The sequence below is a fragment of the Campylobacter sp. RM16187 genome, assembly GCF_025319965.1.
Classification (GTDB): Bacteria; Campylobacterota; Campylobacteria; order Campylobacterales; family Campylobacteraceae; genus Campylobacter_A.
Genome location: NZ_CP012549.1, coordinates 1,125,399 through 1,143,151, shown reverse-complemented (window position 1 = coordinate 1,143,151; position 17,753 = coordinate 1,125,399). Strand labels below are relative to the sequence as shown.

The following is a 17,753-nucleotide window of genomic DNA, read 5'->3' as shown; positions in this document are numbered from 1 at the left end:
TTTGTATATAGTGAGTAAATTCTAAACTAATCAACATTTAAAATCATACTAATTAATCCAAAAATACCCATTTACTCTTAGAAATGTAATATAATGTAACACATAAATTATTAAGGAGTATAAATGAAAAAGATCACGACTTTAGCGCTATCTTTAGCGGCTATCAGCTCATTTGGTTTTGCAAAAGAGATAACCATAGCAGCCGTTATGCCTGTAACAGGACCTGTTGCTGCGTATGGACAGACAGCTTACGAGGGTGTAACTTTGGCAAATAAAATGCGCCCTACTCTAAAAAACGGTGATACGATCAAGGTTGTTTTGCTTGATACCAGAGGCGAAAAGGTTGAGACTTCAAACGCCACAACAAGGGCTATCTCGCAAAATAAAGCCGTAGGTATCATCGGCGAGCTTATTACCGCAAACACCATGCAGGTAATGGCTATCGCAGATAAAAGCAAAATTCCTGTCATCGCACCTGCTGCTACATCAGATAAACTTCTTGATAATGTGAAATTTGGTAGCAGAGTTTGCTTTATGGATTCGTTTCAAGGCAAGGCTGCGGCCGAATTTACGGCAAAAGAGCTTGGATACAAAACTGCTGTTATCGTAGTGGATCAAGCTCAGGTTTACTCTCTTGGGCTTGCTAAGACCTTTGAAAGCGAATTTGTAAAAAACGGCGGCAAGGTTTTATCAAAGCTTAAAATAAGCTCAGGCGATAAGGATTTTAAAGCCATAGTATCGCAGATAAAGAGCAAAAATCCCGACTTCGTATATGTGCCTACATATCATCCTGAAGCATCGCTTCTAGCTCGCCAAGCTAAGCAGATAAATTTAAACAAACCTATGGTCGGATCTGACGGCGTGGCAAATCCTACATTTATAGAACTTGGCGGAGATGCGGTAAATGGATTTATCTTTAGCGATTCGTTTGACGCTTCAAATCCTCCTACAGAGCTTTCTAAGAAATTTTTAGACGAGTACGAGAAGGAAAAGGGTACAAGGGATATAGCGGGCTTTACGGCTCTTGGAGCGGATGCGTATTTTGTGATGGTTGAGGCTATGGACAAGTGTGCAGATCCAAGTGACAGTGTTTGTATAAACGATCAAATTCACAAGACAAAAGAGTTTTCAGGCGTTTCAGGAGTTATCAGCATAGACGAGAAGGGTAACGCGATCCGCTCTGTCGTTATGAAAGAGATAGTTGGCGGCAAACCGACATTTAAAGCAAACGTTAATCCTTGAAATTTAGACAACGAACTTCGGAGTGATGATGGATTTTTCACTATTTTTACAAAATATGGTGAACGGGTTTAGCCTTGGCAGTATGTATGCGCTTATTGCCATAGGCTACACTATGGTTTATGGCGTTTTGAGGCTTATAAATTTCGCTCACGGCGATATCATGATGGTTGGAGCTTATGTCTGCTTTTTTGGCATGGTTTCACTAAATTTGCCATTTATAGCGGCGGTTGTATTTGCCGTGACGATATGTGCGGCACTTGGTATCATTACAGATACCATCGCTTATAAGCCGCTTCGTAAAGCGCCTAGAATTTCGCTACTTATCACTGCTATCGGCATTAGCTTTTTGCTTGAAAATCTCTTTAACGTGATTTTCGGTAGTGAGCCTAAAGCCTTTATCGTGCCTGAATACTTGCAGAAGGTCTTAACCTTTGGCGATGTTACGGTTGCGATGAGTGCGGTACTGGTGCCTATCATCACTCTTATTTTGCTTGCTATCACGCTTTTTATACTCTACCGCACGAAATACGGCATGGCGATAAGAGCGCTTGCATTTGATATACATACCGTAAATTTGATGGGGATAGATGCAAATTTGATCATCGCGATAGTCTTCGCGCTTGGATCCATGCTTGCAGCTATCGGCGGCGTGTTTTGGTCGCTAAACTATCCTTCTATCGAGCCTATGATGGGAGTTTTGATAGGGCTTAAAGCCTTTGCCGCAGCCGTTCTTGGCGGTATAGGCTCTGTCGGCGGAGCTGTGCTTGGCGGATTTATTATCGGATTTACCGAAGTTGTTGTGGTATCTTTAAGTCCTGAATTTTCAGGCTTTAAAGATGCTTTTGCTTTTATATTTTTAATTCTTATTCTTATATTTAAGCCTACCGGAATTTTAGGCTATAACTTTGAGAAAAGTAGGTTTTAGATGAGAGTTCCAAAGATTACGCATATCATATTTTTTGCTTTGGCTGTAGGATTTTTGGTTGCCTCTCACTACATTTTTGATGATTACTCTTTGAGGGTTTTAAACAATATCGCCATTTTTATTATATTAGCTGTTAGCTATAACCTTATAAACGGCGTTACGGGGCAGTTTTCGCTTGAGCCAAATGGCTTTGTGGCTGTTGGAGCTTATGTGGCGGCTCTTATACTTCTTGATGCGGACGCTAAAAACTATCAGTTTGATCTTGAAAGTCCTGCAGCATTTGTGCTTTGGCTTCACTCTTCAAATTTCTTGCTAGCTCTTCTTGCCGCAGGAGTTTGTGCTACTATACTTGCTTTGGTTCTTTCCTTTCCGGTATTTCGCGTAAGGGGTGATTATCTAGCTATTGTTACGCTTGGCTTTGGTTTTATTATTAAAATTTTAGCCATCAACTATCCGTCCATCACGAACGGATCACTTGGACTTAGCTCCATACCTCAGCACGCTACGCTTTATTATACGGGCGGGATTGCTATTATTAGCGTTATTATGGTGCTAAATATAGTTTATTCAAAATTCGGTCGCGCGATGAAAGCCGTAAGAGATGACGAGGATGCGGCACTTGCTATGGGTGTAAATACATTTGCCGTTAAGACCACAGCTTTTAGCACCTCGGCCTTTTTAGAAGGTGTCGGCGGAGGGCTTTGGGCGTGCTCATTTGCTTCTATTGTTCCGAATGAGTTTGATTTTTATCTAACTTTCCAGCTGCTCATTATCATCGTTCTTGGCGGACTTGGCTCTATGACTGGAGCTATTTTAGGCACTATCTTGGTGATAGGAGGCGGAGAGTGGCTTAGATTTTTAGATGAGCCGATAAGCATGTTTGGTCATACATTTGATGCGATGCCAGGTCTTAGAATGATTGTGTTTTCGGTCATACTTATACTTGTTATGCTGTTTGCAAGAGAGGGAATTTTTGGCAAAAGAGAGCTAACGGATGTAGCTAGATCGGCTATCAAAAGGCTTAAGCGATGATTTTAGAGCTAAAAAATATCAGCAAGAAATTTGGCGGAGTAACTGCTATAAACGACACAAGCTTTCAAGTAAAGGAAAGTGAAATTTTTGGTCTTATAGGTCCAAACGGTGCGGGTAAAACGACTATATTTAACATCATCACGGGCAATTACGAACCAAGCGGCGGAGAGGTTAAATTTAACGGCGTTACGCTAAACGGCAAAAAGCCAAACGTTATCGTTAGGCACGGCATAGCAAGGACATTTCAAAATATTCGCCTTTTTAGCTCTATGAGCGTGCTTGAAAACGTCTTAATCGGACTTGACGGACATATAAAATATAGCTTTATCGAGAGTATTTTGCACATGGGACGCTTTCATAAAGAGGAGCGAATTGCACGCGAAAAAGCCATGGATATACTTAATGAGCTAAATTTAAGCGTTTATGCTAACGAGCCTGCTACAAGTTTAAGTTACGGGGTTCAAAGGAAAGTCGAGATAGCTAGAGCTATGGCGACAAATCCCAAGCTCTTGCTTCTGGATGAGCCTGCAGCGGGTATGAATCCTATAGAGACCGAAGATCTTGCCGAGCTTATCTTTATGCTTAGGGAAAAATACAAACTTAGCATTTTGCTTATAGAGCATGATATGAAATTTGTAAATCGCCTTTGCGAGCGCGTTTTGGTGCTTGATTACGGTAAGGTAATTTTTGAGGGTAAGCCAAGCGATGCCGTGCGTAACGAAAAGGTCGTATCTGCTTATTTGGGAGATTTTATTCAATGATTAGCGTTAAAGATTTGCACGTTTATTACGGACTTATAGAAGCTGTTAAGGGGATAGATTTTGAGGTTAAAACGGGCGATATCGTCTCTCTTATCGGCTCAAACGGTGCGGGTAAAACCTCTACCTTAAACGCGCTTTTAAACAGCGTTAAAAAGACAGGCGAGATAAATTTCTTGGGTTATGATACAAGAAGGCACAAGACTCATACTCTTGTTAGGCACGGCATAGCGCTGGTTCCTGAGGGCAGGAGGGTGTTTATAAATTTGACGGTTGATGAAAATTTGCGTATGGGCGCTTTTAATAACGACGAAAACTACGAGCACTTACGCTCTCAAATGTATAGACTATTTCCTCGTCTGGCTGATAAAAAGCAGCAACTTGCAGGCACTTTAAGCGGTGGAGAGGCGCAGATGCTGGCCATCTCACGTGCGCTAATGAGCGAGCCTAAGCTACTTATGCTTGATGAACCTAGCCTTGGACTTGCTCCAAAGATAGTAGGAGAGGTCTTTAATACTATAGTTAGGCTAAAAGAGGAGGGCATAACTATACTTTTAGTCGAGCAAAACGCCTTTGCAGCACTTAAGATAAGCGACTACGCATATGTGCTTGAAAACGGCAAGATCGCTATGCAAGGCGTTGCAAAAGATATGGTAGGCAACGATGAGATCAGGCGCAAATATCTTGGAGCTTAAATTCGGTGTTTAAATTTAAAGAGATCTTTTGCAAATAGACTTAAAAACTATCGTTATCTTAATACTTGTTTTAATCCTGATAGCTCTTTTAATAAGGCTTTCGCGAAAAACAAAGATCAAGCAAACTCGCTATAAAAGCGATAGTGGCGACATGGTAAAGAGTAGGGCGGAGCTTATAATAGCAAACTGGCTCTTTTATCGTGGAGTGAAATTTATCTACGAGAAAAAGGCCAATACAAATCAGCGAGTGATTAGCGATTTTTATCTGGTTGATTATGATGTTTATATCGAATTTTGGGGGCTTGAAACGCCCGCTTATCTTAAGCGCAAGAAAAAGAAGATTAAAATTTACAAGAAAAACCGCCTTAAGCTAATTGAAATGAATGACGATAGCCTAAGGGATTTGAATCAATTTTTTGCAAAGGAATTTGCTAAATTTGGCATTAGGTATGCGAATTTGGCAAAACAAAAGTCGAGTGTCTAAGAAAAATTAGACTCGTCTTTGATGTCTTTCCACAAGCTATGTCTGTGTTTGGCGTATTTTGCATCAATTTTACCGCTAAACATACCGCTTAAAAGCGGGCGATTGGCTTTTGGAACGAAAGCCAATAGATGAGCTATTATAAATAAAATTATTAAAATTAGCCCTAAATTGTGAAGCAGTGCTGCCCATAGGTAAAGATCGTTTGAGATATCAAATCCAAGTATATTTTTATACGATTTTATCATACCTGTAACTATTAAAAGCGCTATTATAAGCACTCCGCCAAGATATGCTATGCGCTGTTCAGGTAGATACTTATCGCTTGCAGGCTCATCTGAACCCATAATCATCGCTTTAATCACAAGAAAGCTGTTTTTGATATCTCCTCTTCTCGGAAATATATCAAATTCGCGCTTCATCGCATGATATATAACGTGATAAAAAGCAAAAAATATAAGCGCCATTGAGAATATATAGTGTAGGCTTAGTGTGAAATAATACTCCCCGCTCCACTCAAAAATTTTGGTTATGTTGTATCTTTTTGCTACCGGCATTTGTAAAATTCCAGTCACTATCAGTCCAAATATACTTATAGCTATGCCCCAATGGATAACGCGGTTTTGCAGGCTTTGTCTTTTTATTTTCTGTTTTGTTTCATTAGTATTTGATATCATTTTTTATCCTTTATACTCTTAATGACAGCTATACTTGCAGCACCTATCGCGGCAAGAGGAGTTACTAGAGTCGCAGCTGCTAGAAATTGCGATTTTTCCATAGGATTTGGATGATTTTTCATATCCATTATTCCCATTTTTGGCTTGTTCTCATATTTTTTGGATATCGCACTATCAATTTTATTAAAATCAATAGAGCTTACATAGATGGTTGATGTGCCACCATTTTCGTCCATGCCGTATATAAAGCGAGTTTTTTTCATCTCGTTTGCAATGGCGAAAATTTCATCTCGTTTTCCAAATTTTATAGCGCTTTTAGGACAGGCGACCTCACATGACGGTTTTTTGTTCTGTTCTAGCAGATCCTTGCACATATCGCACTTAAACATAACTCCACCGCCTGCTAATTTTGGCATAACTTTTAAATATATTCCCACTCCCGCTTGCCTTTGAGGTACTCCCCACGGACAAGCATCTCTACACTTTGCACCGCCTACGCAAAATTCTTTGTCTATATCCACTGCACCCTCTTTACTCTTACTTATAACGCCAAAAGGGCATATTTTTTGACAGGGAGGATGATCGCAGTGCATACAGCGTCTAGGGATATGAAGCGTTTTGCCGTCTACTTCAAGCTTTTCTATATATGTGAAGTTATATGGAGTAAGCCTTGAGATATTATTCTTTTGTTTTGAGTAGTCCTCATGCTTAGTTTGAGGCCAGTAGTCCATGATCGGCTCTTTTGGAACGGGAAATATAGGCTCGTTTTTGATCTTGCATGCCTTTACACATAGCGGCATAGTCTCATGCGCGCAACTGTCGCAAAGATCTATATCAATTATGCTGGCTATTTGTTTATCACTCAAGGCTTTAGCCTCGGCGACAGTCGCTCCAATCGCAGAAACAGCGCTAAATTTGAAGAAATTTCGTCTATTCATCGCTAATCCTTTTTGTTTATGATACTAACATGCTTGGAATTTGTCAGTGATAATGTTACGAAAAGCGACTTGTATAAAACTATGATTTTAAATTTATACTAATCTCACTTTTAGCTTATGATTTTTTATGCTTGTTGGAATTTCGCCGTTTGCTAGGCTTACAAGCTCGGCTGTGCGTAGGATATAAAATTTTTCTAAGCTTCTGCCGATTGATTTTTGCAGTTTGTTTGAAAGCGTATCAAACATATAAAAGGTTTGCTCGTTATCAACCAGTAAAAAATCAGCCCCGCTATCAAACGCGTCAAATAAAATTTTGCCGGCAAGTTTAAAAGCAAGTTCGTCATTTAGTCCGATCAACTCAAATCCACAAGGCAATTTTTGGCTATCGGTGCTGATGAATTTCGCCTTTAGACTTCTTATATCGTCCGAAATTTCACCGTAGCTTGCGATTATAAAATCCTTAAAATCATGTTTGAAATTTAGTTTTTCTATTTTCATTTCAGCGCTCAGAGCAGGCAGTTTTCTTTCGGGCTCTTTTAAATTTGATTTTATGAATTCTAAAGCCCCTTTGTAAATTTCATCACTCCAAGATATCCACTCTTTTAAATCTCCCGCTATCCATACGCCAAATTTCCTATCGCTTACGACGGCTAAAATTTTATCTTTTTTATCAGGATATTTTTCGCATAGAAATTTAGCAAATATTATCGTGCTTGAGCCGATGAAATTTGGCTCAAATTCACTCATAAATCCTGCATAAAAATATGGCTTTAGACTCTCGTAAAATTTAGCATCCTCTTTTGTATAAAATTTACTAAACAGCTTGATTTTCCCCATAAAGTCATCGTCGTTTATGATGAGATCTTTTACCGCTCTTTTTGTGCTTAAAGGCTCTATGATAAGAGTGCTCTTAAAACGGTTTAAGATTAGATCAAAGCTAGTATCTAGGCTAACTACCACGCCGTTTATCTTTACAAATTTAACCCCTTCAAAATCAAAATACGGATCGTTTTTTTTAATATCCTCTAGTAAATCTTGTAAGTTTTTAAAGTTGTAGTTTTCAAAAAAATATGGTTTGTAGTATCTTAACACATCGTTTTTGGCGTTAAATCTAAAAATTCTCACTTCAAGCATCTGCCGTCCTTTTAAGAGTAGTTTATAAAATTTTAGCTTAACTAACGTTTGAAGTAGTTTTTAACGTCAAATTTTATAAAATGTGGTATGGATAAAGAACAGCTGATAATCAATAAATTTAGCAACTCATTTATAGGTGATGACGGTGCGGTTGCGGGAAAATGGGTCTATAGCAAGGATCTGTTTTACGAAAATACGCACTTTAAGAGATCTTGGCTTAGCCTTGATGAGGTTTCTTGCAAGGCGATGATCGTAAATATCTCAGACGCTATCGTTATGAATGCGGTTCCTAAATACGCGCTTTTGGGGATTGGACTTCCTAAGGAGATAAAGCCCGCTGAAATTTCTTTGCTTAAATCAGGTATCCAAAAGGCGTGCGATGAGTTTGGATTAACGATAATAGGCGGCGATACGATAAGTAGCGATAAGATCTTTATAAGCGTAACCGTTGTTTCAAGAATTTACGATAAGCCTATCTTTAGAAATGGTGCCAAAAAAGGCGATTTTATAGCATTTACGGGAAGGCTTGGAGGAAGCTTAAAGGGACTAAAGGCCTTGATGAACGGCGGAGCGGTAAGTAGAAATTCTCGCTTTAAAAGACCGATTTTAAGGGATAAATTCTTTTATTCGGCTAGCAGGTTTATAAATTCCGCTATGGATATTAGTGACGGGCTTGGTGCGGATTTGATTAAGCTTTGCAAGTCAAGCGGTTGTGCGGTAAAATTTATCAAGCAAATCCCTAAAAATCAAATGCTAAGCGGCGAAGAGTACGAAGTGCTTTTTACGTTTAGCAAAAAAAATCTGCACAGGATCAAAAACGAAGCCAAAAAAGCTCGCGTAAAAATAAATATTTTTGGAAAAATCACAAAAGGAAGACACAAAACCCATGCAAGACAACACCACTTTTAAGCCCTTATACGCACTCGCTCACACTCCTATAAATGCTTATTTCAGCAAGAATTCGGATGATTTTGTAGTGCGTGAAATACCGCTTTACGAATTTAGCGGAGACGGCGAGCATCTTATCGTTGAAATTTCCAAAAAAGATATGACGACACAAGAAGCTCTAAAGGCTTTAAGCGACTTTACGGGCGTTAAGATAAGAGAATTTGGCTATGCGGGGCTTAAGGATAGGAAGGGAATGACTACTCAATTTATCTCTATGCCGCGTAAATTTGAGGCGAATTTGGCAAATTTTAGCCACGATAAAATGAAAATTCTAAACATGAACGCTCATAACAATAAGCTAAGAATAGGTCATTTAAAGGGCAATAGTTTTTTTATCCGTCTTAAAAAGGTCCTTGCAACCGATGCTCTTAAGCTAGAGCAGGCTATTAAGAAGCTAGATGAGATCGGATATCCGAACTATTTTGGCTATCAGAGGTTTGGCAAATTTGGCGATAATGCAGCTAGTGGATTTGAAATTTTAAAGCACGGAACTCTAAACGGCAAAAAGCTTAAAAATCCAAAAATGAGCGAGTTTTTAATCTCCGCTTATCAAAGCGATCTTTTTAACCGCTGGCTTAGTAAGCGTATCGAAATTTCGCGATTTGCAGATGAATTTAGCGCAAAAGAGTTGGGTGAAATTTATAAATTTATGAGTGCGGACGAGATAGGAGAGTTAAAGAGTCAAAAACAGTTTTTTAAGCTAATTCGTGGCGAAGTTTTGGGGCATTATCCTTTTGGCAAGTATTTTTTGTGTGAGGATTTGCAAAGCGAGGTTGAGAAATTTAATCTCAAAGATAGAACCAGCTGCGGGCTTATCGTAGGAAGTAGGGCGTATAAAAGCGAGGGGCTTGCTAAAAAGATAGAGGATGAGATCTTTAGCAAGGCAAGTGAATTTGAAGCAAAAATGAGCGGAAGCAGGCGTTTTGCTTGGAGCTATCTTGAAAATGTTCAATATAAATACAATCCTGAAAAAGCGCATTTTGGCATAAATTTTACTTTGCAAAAGGGCTCTTATGCGACTGTGGTTTTGGAAGAAATTTTGCATAAGGATATTTTCGAATAAGGAGAGAATATGCGATATTTTGTGATTGTTTTAGGGTGTTTAGCCTGTTTTTTGGGATTTGCAAAGGCTTGCGAGTCGCCTCCTGCTGCGGAAGCTTTCGTCTATGAAAATGATATGGATTTAGACGGCGTACTTGATATGAACGAGTGGAAAAATGTAAAGAGTATGGAGAATTTTAGAGTTAAATTTGGAGATTTTAGCGAAGCGGAGTTTAAAAAATTTGATAAAAACAAATACGGTAAGCTTGAGTGGGAAAGCGAGCTTGAGGGCAATATCGAATACATAAAAGATCCTTGCGAGATCAAGGAAGAGCAAGAAAATTTTAAAAAATCAAAAAGCAACCAAAAAGGAAAATCGTGAAAAATATCTTTTTGTGCTCTTATTTTGCAGGAGTTTTTGAGCTCTTTGCGGATAAATTTGACTGCGAGGGCAAGAGTGTTTGCTTCATATCAACGGCTAGTAAATTTGAAGAGGTGAATTTCTACGTAGATGGGGCAAAAGAGTGCTTTAAAAGTGCCGGCGTGAGAGTTGATGAGCTTGATATCTCGGTAAGCGACAAGACGGAAATTTTGAAGAAATTTAGCCAAAACGACTTCATCTATGTATGTGGCGGAAACACCTTTTATCTCTTAAGTGAGCTTAAAAAATCAGGAGTTATAAGCGAGCTAAAGAGCCTTGTAAATAGCGGCAAAATTTATATCGGTGAATCGGCAGGTGCCGTGATAACATCGCCTGATATAGAGTATATCGAGCTAATGGATGAAAATTTAGTAGAGTTAAAAGATCTTAGCGCTTTAAATTTGGTTAGTTTTTATACCTTGCCGCATTTGGGCGAATTTCCTTTTGAAGAAGCATGTGAGAATATAATCGCAAAATTTGGCGAGAAAATCGATCTAAGAGCGATAAATAACTCAGAAGCGATTTTGGTTCAGGATGAAAAGGCAGTTATTTTAAGCGCAAAGTCGCTATAATCTCATCGGCACGGCAAGTGATTGCTTTTAAATTTCGGTTTAAAAGAGGAAAGTCCGAGCTGCTATAAGACAAAGTCCCATCTAACGGATGGCTAGGGAAACCTAAGGGATAGTGTAACAGAAAGCAGACTGCCGCTTCGGCGGTGATGGTGAAACGGCGGGGTAAGAGCCCACCAGCGCCACGCGAAAGCATGGCGGCTATATAAACCCGACTTGCAGCAAGAAGGGATGGTTTTAGTCTTATGTTAAACCCTTCGCTAGAGCCAAATTGCGAAATTTGGATTAGATAAATAATCACTCACGACAGAACTCGGCTTATCGCCGTGCCTTTATTTATGCATTTAATCTTGCGAATTTAGCCTTTTTGTGTTTATAAAGCAGATTATACAAAGGATAGGTTATGCAAGAATATGTCTGGTTGTTTCCGATCATTTTTGTATTTCATGATTTTGAAGAGATTATTTTTCTTAGATTTTGGCTTAATAAAAATAAGGATTTTTTAGAGAAAAATTATCCGTTTGTATTAAAAAGATATGAGAGCATTAGTTCCGAAGCCTTTGCTTTTGGAGTGTTTGAAGAGTTTGTTTTGTGCATAATAATTTGCATATTGGCTGTATGGGCGGATAATAAATTTGTTTGGCTGATATGGCTTGGTTGCTTCAGCGCTTGTGCTATTCATTTTATCGTGCATATATTTCAATCGGTTATTATTAAAAGATATATTCCTGCCATAGTAACTAGTGTAATAACCCTTCCTGTCAGCATCTGGATTATTGCTAAATCTTATAACGAGATTGCGGTAACACCGAAGAAATTTGCTACTTTTACTATTATTGGGGTTATTATAGTTTTTATAAACTTGAAATTTGCGCTATTTTTGATAAGTAAATTTCAAAAATTTCTTGACACCAAATAGACAAAAAGCAAATAAGCCATAAATTGATTGAAATCGATTTACTGCCATATGTAGTTTCTAGCGTCTTTTAATTTTTTTAGTTCCAGACTCAGTTTTTCCAATCTTTTTCGTATGATTTCTTCCGCGTCTTTGGTCAGTGTCGCAACTTCTTCTAGCTCTTCTATGCTATCAAAAATCAATGGAGCGTTTTGGATAAGTCTTTCTATAGACTCCTCATCTTCGTTTAAGACCGCTATTTTAAACTCGTTTAGCCATATAGTCTCAGGCATTGCTTTCTTTCCAAGCCTCAAGAAGTTGCTTTACTACACTTACTACTTCATCCAGATTTTTTTCATCGTTTGTTATATTTGCCTGTGAAAGTAGCTGAATTTGTCTAGTGTAAATTCCGCTAAGATAATGAGCAACGTTTCCTTGAGAGTAGTCAAGCGAATTTAAAAGCTCGACAAAAATCGCATTTGCTCTGTTTATAAAGTATACTTTTTTCTCGACATCTTTATTTTGCATAGATTGTCTAGCTCTAAAAATAAATCTTAAAATTCCTTCATATAGCATCTCTATCAGTTTTTGTGGAGACTCTATGCCTCCGACTGCGTTTTGAGAGTATGCTGCGTAAGCTGCGCTATTCATCATTATTTTTCCATTCTTATTTTTTAGATTTTAGCTCGGCATCTATCATTGATTGCAATGTAGAAAACTGATTTTGAAGCTTATTGATCATATTGTCATAGGCTAAAAATCTTTGAGCCATCATGTCGTATTTAGTATCAAGATCTTGTGTCGCTTTTAGCCTATCTTTTTCAAGCTTCTTTTTTTCTTCTATTAAATTTTGATTGTATATAGTCAATGTTCCATTTTTACCCACTATATTATCTAGTTTTGAATTCAAAGATGAGAATACCCCATCAGTTCTTGTCTCTTTTGATGTTAAATTCATAGCGCTTAAACCAAAGTTCTCAAGCACATCAGCTTTGCCTTGAATATTTATAGCTGTTCCGTCTGTGCTTTTTAAAACAATTCTGTCTTCAGCTTTATTCAAAGTGGCTTGGACACCTACAATACTAGCTCCGTTTATAGCCTTCAAAAGTGCCAAGGCGTTTTCTTTTGATGTATTTGTACTAGGGGTGGTTAAGGTTATTTTGTTTCCGTTAATTATAAAATCATCATTTGATACACTTATTGCGCCGCTATTTATGGCTTTACTGCTCGCTGTTTGTATGGTGCTATACATACTAGATTTTGCGAATAGCTTTTTAGCATCATCTAAACTTTCGGATAGCTTTGAGCTTAATTTTAGGCTATTAAGCTCCAGCAGTCCGTCTTTGGTTAATGTTATGCCAAAATCAGTTATATTGAGGTTGCTGCTTTTTGATTTTATAGCTACCGCAAAAGATCCTGAATCGTGCATAGAGCGCATAGATATATTGTCTTGTTCTCCTATCGTTTTTGTAGTGAATAAAAGTCTATTTATAGTAGATTTTATGCTTGTTATCTCGTTAATTCCCTGAAAAGTTCCTGCATTATTTGTATCGCTGTTGTAGTCGGTTGCTATATCAAGATTGTTTACTAGACTATTATATGTTTTTACTAAGTTTTCTATCTCTTTTTTTATATCAGAAGTATCTTCTTTGACACTAAAAGTTGTTTTTCCCACTTCTTTTAGTGTCAAATTTAAGCCTATTGATAGATCTTTAATGTTGTTAGAATCTCTTTTTACCGTTATACCATTATATGTAAATTCGGAGTCTTGCGCTGTAGATATTTTGTTGCTATTTACATTTGCACTATCCCAACCCAGAGCTTCTAATATATAATTTGCATTATTTAGTTCGTTTCCGCTTGAATCTTGGGTAGAAAATTCTATCTTATTGCTAGCTCCGGTATCTTTTGATTGCAAAATTAGCTGATACGGCTTATCTCCTCCGACTTTTAGAATTTTAGCTTGAACATAGCCACCAGTGGCATCTGTTATTTTTGCTGCCAACTCTTCATAGGATGTAGATTGCTTAAGATCTATTTTATAATCTACATTGTTAAATTTGATTACAAAAGAGCCCTCTCTAGCCGCAAACGATTCAGGGCTTATAAATTTTTTACTTTGATATATATCTCTTGCCGCAAGTTGTTTCACATCTATATCTATATCTTGCAAGCCAACACCAGAACTTACGCTTAGATCCGCACTTTTACCATTAGTATTGACACTTCTTTTTAAAAACATAGTTTCATCGCTCAAAGCGGAAACTGATGACTTAAACGAGCTTATAAGTGTTTTTATAGCAGATAGATCTTTTTGTTTTGTTACGTTTTTCTCCATATTTTGTGTGATAGGGTTTATTATACCTGCCCTATCTGCCGATTTTAGTTTGTCTATAACATCTTGAGTTAAAACGTTACTTCCAAGCCCAAGAGAAGAAATTTTTCCAAACCCCATCTTAGCTCTCCTTATCGAATAGTACTCCGACTGCCTCTCTAAAATATTCACTAAGTTTCATTACTTGCTCGCTTGGAATTTTTCTTATTATTTCGCCTGTTTTCATCTCCATTACGTTAACGTAAAGAAAATTTATCTTGTCATTGTAAGCAAAACGTATATTTGTATCCAGCGCTTCCATCTGTCTATTTAGTTTTTCCGTGGCTTCGTTTAGCTTTTTGACTAGATCTTCATTGTTTTGCTCTGTTTGATTTTCGACAATATTTGGTTGAATTTGTGTTTGCTCAACTTCCCTTGTTTGAGGCTGTGAATGTGTGTTGCCTGTTGATAGAGCCGTATTTATCGGCTGACTTGCAACTTTGAAAATTTCCATATTTTCTCCTTATAAATATACTACTTTGTTATATCGGCTATATCTAAAATTTCTTTATACTATATAGTTAATTAAAATTTACGCTTAAATTTGTTAAGATTTTGCTTAATTTATAAGGAATGTATATGAAAATTTCATTTGACTGTGATTGTATTTTGCTTGAAAATTCGCTTAAATTATTTTTGAAAGATTATGTAGCGCATAAAAAAGATTGTGATTTTATAATATCAGATAGAAAGATCGAGAGCAAAAAACCCGTATTTATTATATCTTCTAATTCCGCTCATTTAAAAATCCCATTTACTAAAGAGACACTTTTAAATACACTTGAGGAATTTTACTCAGCCATTCAAATTCCAAGTGCCGGCACTAGACAAATGGCTCAAAATTTAGATATTGAGCATGAAATTAGTATCCTTATAGATAAATTTAAAAAAGATCTCATCAATCTTATAAAGCTTTATAGATGAAAAAACTTTTTAGCACCATTTCAAGCGGTAAATTTAAAGGTAAAAAGCTTCTTTTGCCATCTCTTGATACTACAAGAAGCACGAAAAGTATAGTCAAGGGCTCTTTTTTTGATAGCATGAGGTATGATTTAAGAAGTAAAATTTTTATAGAGGCATTTGGCGGAAGCGCTCTCATGGCGGCTGAAGCGCTTAGTAATGATGCTAAAAGCGCAATCGCAATAGAACTTGATAAAAATGCTTTTAAGATAGCGCGAGAAAATGCAAAAAATATAGATGAGTCAAATTTGGAGGTTCTTAATGGAGACACTTTTGAGCTTACTCTTGAAATTTTAAATAGACGAGATTTAGAAGATGTTATCTTATATCTTGACCCTCCATTTGATATCAGGGAGGGATTTGGTCAAATTTATGAAAAGTGTATAAATTTGATAAGAAATTTAGACAAAAAACAAATTTATATGGTCGTAATAGAGCATATTAGCAGCTATCAATTTCCTGAAGACATTGGAAAATTTACTCTTCAAAAATCAAAGAAATTCGGAAATACAACTCTTACGTATTATTCATAAATTTTTGGAATATTTATTGCTTTTATCCTTTTAAAATAAAAAAGGATTGCTATGAAGCTAATTTCATCGATGTTGCTTGCTTTATCTCTCGGCGCTTTTGCAAATGCTGCGCAGATTAAAGATATAGCAAATGTCGTAGGAGTAAGAGAGAACCAACTCATAGGCTATGGATTAGTAGTAGGGCTTAATGGTTCAGGAGATGGTTCAAGCTCGGAATTTACGATTCAATCGCTTTCAAATATGCTTCAAACAGTAAACGTAAAGATAAGTCCGGACGATATCAAATCCAAAAATACGGCTGCTGTTATAGTTACGGCAAAGCTTCCGGCTTTTGCAAGACAGGGTGATAAGCTTGATGTAACCATATCATCTATCGGTGACGCTAAAAGTTTGCAAGGAGGAACTCTTCTTATGACCCCGTTAAAGGGCGTTGATGGAGATATATATGCTTTGGCTCAAGGCTCTCTTACCATAGGCGGCAAGAGTCAGGGTAGAAATTCAGGAAATCACGCAACGGCTGGAACTATCTTTGGTGGAGCTTTTGTAGAGCGTGAGATAACCTATGATATATATAATCAAGAGGCTATATTTTTAAGTCTTAAAGAGTCAAATTTTAGTACCGCTTCAAATATACAAAACGCTATAAATTTAAAAGTAGGCGGTGAAACCGCAATAGCAATTGATCCAAGAACTGTTAAGATAAATAGACCAAATGGCGTTAGCATGGTTGAATTTTTGGCTCAAGTTTTAAATATTGACGTCGAATATAAAGCACTTGATAAAGTCATAATAGACGAAAAAACAGGCACTATAGTAAGCGGAGTAAATGTTACGGTTGATCCTGTTGTGATAACACATAAAGAAATTACTATAAAAATTGAGCCGAATTCCTACTATGATGCCGGAAATGCAGCGATTGACCTACAAGACGGAATGGCTTTGGATGCAAATGCAAATATGCTAAAGGTTAGTGGCGAGCGCACAACTATAGCAAGCATAGCAAGGGCTCTAAGCAAGCTAGGCGCTAGTCCGAGCGACATAATAGCCATAATAGAAAATTTAAAAAGGGTTGGCGCAATACACGTTGATTTGGAGATAATATAATGAATATAGATAACCAGTTGGCTATAAGCGCATATAATAATATGGCTACAAATTCGATCATAAATAGAAGTAAAAGCGAAAACGATAGGCTTTTAAAAGAGCAAACCGATGCTTTTGAAGCGTTTTTAGTTAAAAGCGTGTTAGATATTGCCTTAAAGGACGAAAATCCTCTATTTCCAAAAGATGCTGGAGATAAAATTTACTCGTCTATGTATAACGATACTATGAGTAGGGCTTTGAGCGGAAATTTAGGATTTAGTGAATTGCTATTTAATTTTTTAAAAGAGAGGGCTTAAGTATTTAAAAAATATGCCGATTTAGCAATAAATATATTTAAAGGTATGAAAATGCTAAGTTCAATCGGAGTAAAAGCTGGGGTTAGCCCGAGCCAAATTTCACCTAACAGTGAAGTTAAAAAGAACGAAAACAAAGAGAACATCCAGGATAAGAGCGAGAGCAAAGTAGCTAAAATAGCCGAGTCTATCGCTAACGGAACTTACAAGATAGATCTGTCAAAAACTGCACGCGCTATTGCAGATGAGATTATCTGATAAGCTTTTGTCCTCGATGTAAAAACAGAAGGGACAAAATGCTTAAAAAATATTTACAAGAGGCTATAGGTGTTCTTGATGAACTTATAACCGTAACTACACAAGATATAAAAAACATAAAAGAAGCCAAGCACTCAACTGTAGAAGAGAGTGTAAGTAAAAAAAATCAACTCGTAAAAAAATTTGAAGCTACAAAATCAATGCTTGATAAGGAACTTGTCAGAGTTTCAAAGGAACATAATAGCACCGATTTGGCAAGTATTTTAGACGATGATATAAAGTCAAATTTGGTAAAAATGCGTGGCAAACTCGAAGAGCTTCACGAAAAAAACAAAGAATACGCAAAATATGTTGTGGTTGTTAAAGAGTTTTTTGATAGCTTGGCTTCTAATATGTTTCAAAATAAAAACGATAGCGATGGATATTTTAAGAGTCAGCCGACTCCTGAAAGTCTATTTAAAGCAAGGGTTTAAAA

24 protein-coding genes and 1 other RNA gene are annotated in these 17,753 nt (G+C 37.1%); 18 read left to right on the top strand and 7 right to left on the bottom strand.

Features of this window, described 5'->3' with window-relative positions:
• Window positions 1-123 precede the first annotated feature (123 nt).
• From CDOMF_RS06170 to CDOMF_RS06145, 6 genes are read left to right on the top strand one after another with little or no spacing between them, the layout of a single operon-like run.
• Window positions 124-1,242: an ABC transporter substrate-binding protein gene (locus tag CDOMF_RS06170; protein ID WP_260951182.1), complete on the top strand. Its 1,119-nt coding sequence runs from the start codon at window positions 124-126 to the stop codon at window positions 1,240-1,242.
• Window positions 1,243-1,270: 28 nt separating this feature from the next.
• Window positions 1,271-2,167: a branched-chain amino acid ABC transporter permease gene (locus CDOMF_RS06165; protein WP_260951181.1), complete on the top strand. Its 897-nt coding sequence runs from the start codon at window positions 1,271-1,273 to the stop codon at window positions 2,165-2,167.
• Window positions 2,168-3,199: a branched-chain amino acid ABC transporter permease gene (locus CDOMF_RS06160; RefSeq protein ID WP_260951180.1), complete on the top strand. Its 1,032-nt coding sequence runs from the start codon at window positions 2,168-2,170 to the stop codon at window positions 3,197-3,199.
• Window positions 3,196-3,960 (top strand): ABC transporter ATP-binding protein, encoded by a 765-nt coding sequence (locus CDOMF_RS06155; protein WP_260951179.1) that lies wholly within the window; start codon window positions 3,196-3,198, stop codon window positions 3,958-3,960. The genes CDOMF_RS06160 and CDOMF_RS06155 overlap by 4 nt, the downstream gene beginning before the upstream one ends.
• On the top strand, window positions 3,957-4,652 hold the full coding sequence (locus CDOMF_RS06150; RefSeq protein ID WP_260951178.1) for an ABC transporter ATP-binding protein: 696 nt from the start codon (window positions 3,957-3,959) through the stop codon (window positions 4,650-4,652). The genes CDOMF_RS06155 and CDOMF_RS06150 overlap by 4 nt, the downstream gene beginning before the upstream one ends.
• 28 nt (window positions 4,653-4,680) lie before the next feature.
• On the top strand, window positions 4,681-5,136 hold the full coding sequence (locus CDOMF_RS06145; protein ID WP_260951177.1) for a helicase IV: 456 nt from the start codon (window positions 4,681-4,683) through the stop codon (window positions 5,134-5,136).
• Here CDOMF_RS06145 and CDOMF_RS06140 read toward each other — a convergent pair.
• The 3 genes from CDOMF_RS06140 to CDOMF_RS06130 form a co-directional block, all read right to left on the bottom strand.
• Window positions 5,133-5,810: a cytochrome b/b6 domain-containing protein gene (locus CDOMF_RS06140; protein WP_260951176.1), complete on the bottom strand. Its 678-nt coding sequence runs from the start codon at window positions 5,808-5,810 to the stop codon at window positions 5,133-5,135. The two genes, CDOMF_RS06145 and CDOMF_RS06140, sit on opposite strands and share 4 nt — an antisense overlap.
• Window positions 5,807-6,748 carry a 4Fe-4S dicluster domain-containing protein gene (locus CDOMF_RS06135; RefSeq protein ID WP_260951175.1) on the bottom strand — a complete coding sequence of 314 codons (942 nt, stop codon included), beginning with the start codon at window positions 6,746-6,748 and terminating at the stop codon, window positions 5,807-5,809. The genes CDOMF_RS06140 and CDOMF_RS06135 overlap by 4 nt, the downstream gene beginning before the upstream one ends.
• 93 nt (window positions 6,749-6,841) lie before the next feature.
• Window positions 6,842-7,882 (bottom strand): HdrB C-terminal domain-containing protein, encoded by a 1,041-nt coding sequence (locus CDOMF_RS06130; protein WP_260951174.1) that lies wholly within the window; start codon window positions 7,880-7,882, stop codon window positions 6,842-6,844.
• Window positions 7,883-7,969: 87 nt separating this feature from the next.
• Here CDOMF_RS06130 and CDOMF_RS06125 point away from each other — a divergent pair, with 87 nt between their 5' ends.
• The 6 genes from CDOMF_RS06125 (at window position 7,970) to CDOMF_RS06100 (ending at window position 11,780) form a co-directional block, all read left to right on the top strand.
• Entirely contained in the window at window positions 7,970-8,791 is an 822-nt protein-coding gene (locus CDOMF_RS06125; RefSeq protein ID WP_260951173.1) for a thiamine-phosphate kinase, read from the top strand.
• Entirely contained in the window at window positions 8,769-9,893 is a 1,125-nt protein-coding gene (truD, locus tag CDOMF_RS06120) for a tRNA pseudouridine(13) synthase TruD (protein ID WP_260951172.1), read from the top strand. Before CDOMF_RS06125 ends, truD begins: the two co-directional genes overlap by 23 nt.
• 9 nt (window positions 9,894-9,902) lie before the next feature.
• Window positions 9,903-10,253: a hypothetical protein gene (locus CDOMF_RS06115; RefSeq protein WP_260951171.1), complete on the top strand. Its 351-nt coding sequence runs from the start codon at window positions 9,903-9,905 to the stop codon at window positions 10,251-10,253.
• Entirely contained in the window at window positions 10,250-10,864 is a 615-nt protein-coding gene (locus tag CDOMF_RS06110; RefSeq protein ID WP_260951170.1) for a Type 1 glutamine amidotransferase-like domain-containing protein, read from the top strand. Before CDOMF_RS06115 ends, CDOMF_RS06110 begins: the two co-directional genes overlap by 4 nt.
• Window positions 10,865-10,869: 5 nt before the next feature.
• Window positions 10,870-11,198, top strand: an RNA gene (rnpB, locus tag CDOMF_RS06105) — RNase P RNA component class A.
• Window positions 11,199-11,264: 66 nt separating this feature from the next.
• Window positions 11,265-11,780, top strand: coding sequence for an HXXEE domain-containing protein (locus CDOMF_RS06100; protein WP_260951169.1), 516 nt, complete (start codon window positions 11,265-11,267; stop codon window positions 11,778-11,780).
• 38 nt (window positions 11,781-11,818) lie between these two features.
• On the opposite strand, the gene CDOMF_RS06095 is transcribed toward CDOMF_RS06100, so the two are convergent.
• Genes CDOMF_RS06095 through CDOMF_RS06080 form a run of 4 tightly spaced genes read right to left on the bottom strand, consistent with a single transcriptional unit; the run spans window position 11,819 to window position 14,584 of the window.
• Window positions 11,819-12,049, bottom strand: a complete 231-nt coding sequence (locus CDOMF_RS06095; protein ID WP_170018999.1) for a hypothetical protein — start codon at window positions 12,047-12,049, stop codon at window positions 11,819-11,821.
• Window positions 12,042-12,410 carry a flagellar export chaperone FliS gene (fliS, locus tag CDOMF_RS06090; protein ID WP_169973937.1) on the bottom strand — a complete coding sequence of 123 codons (369 nt, stop codon included), beginning with the start codon at window positions 12,408-12,410 and terminating at the stop codon, window positions 12,042-12,044. The genes CDOMF_RS06095 and fliS overlap by 8 nt, the downstream gene beginning before the upstream one ends.
• 13 nt (window positions 12,411-12,423) lie before the next feature.
• A complete protein-coding gene (gene fliD, locus CDOMF_RS06085) occupies window positions 12,424-14,211 on the bottom strand; it encodes a flagellar filament capping protein FliD (protein WP_260951168.1) in 1,788 nt (595 codons plus the stop codon).
• A 1-nt stretch (window position 14,212) separates the two neighbouring features.
• The gene (locus tag CDOMF_RS06080) at window positions 14,213-14,584 is read right to left on the bottom strand and encodes a FlaG family protein (RefSeq protein ID WP_169973941.1); all 372 of its coding nucleotides are present in this window, start codon (window positions 14,582-14,584) and stop codon (window positions 14,213-14,215) included.
• Window positions 14,585-14,709: 125 nt separating this feature from the next.
• Between CDOMF_RS06080 and CDOMF_RS06075 the strand changes: the two genes are divergently transcribed.
• The 6 genes from CDOMF_RS06075 to CDOMF_RS06050 are packed head-to-tail and all read left to right on the top strand — an operon-like array spanning window position 14,710 to window position 17,751.
• The gene (locus CDOMF_RS06075) at window positions 14,710-15,054 is read left to right on the top strand and encodes an ornithine carbamoyltransferase (protein WP_170018996.1); all 345 of its coding nucleotides are present in this window, start codon (window positions 14,710-14,712) and stop codon (window positions 15,052-15,054) included.
• Window positions 15,051-15,623: an RsmD family RNA methyltransferase gene (locus CDOMF_RS06070; protein WP_260951167.1), complete on the top strand. Its 573-nt coding sequence runs from the start codon at window positions 15,051-15,053 to the stop codon at window positions 15,621-15,623. Before CDOMF_RS06075 ends, CDOMF_RS06070 begins: the two co-directional genes overlap by 4 nt.
• Window positions 15,624-15,674: 51 nt before the next feature.
• Window positions 15,675-16,727 (top strand): flagellar basal body P-ring protein FlgI, encoded by a 1,053-nt coding sequence (locus CDOMF_RS06065; protein WP_169973947.1) that lies wholly within the window; start codon window positions 15,675-15,677, stop codon window positions 16,725-16,727.
• Window positions 16,727-17,023, top strand: coding sequence for a rod-binding protein (locus CDOMF_RS06060; RefSeq protein ID WP_260951166.1), 297 nt, complete (start codon window positions 16,727-16,729; stop codon window positions 17,021-17,023). The genes CDOMF_RS06065 and CDOMF_RS06060 overlap by 1 nt, the downstream gene beginning before the upstream one ends.
• A 51-nt stretch (window positions 17,024-17,074) precedes the next feature.
• Window positions 17,075-17,278, top strand: coding sequence for a flagellar biosynthesis anti-sigma factor FlgM (locus CDOMF_RS06055; RefSeq protein ID WP_260951165.1), 204 nt, complete (start codon window positions 17,075-17,077; stop codon window positions 17,276-17,278).
• 38 nt (window positions 17,279-17,316) lie between these two features.
• A complete protein-coding gene (locus CDOMF_RS06050; RefSeq protein ID WP_260951164.1) occupies window positions 17,317-17,751 on the top strand; it encodes a flagellar protein FlgN in 435 nt (144 codons plus the stop codon).
• Window positions 17,752-17,753: the final 2 nt, after the last annotated feature.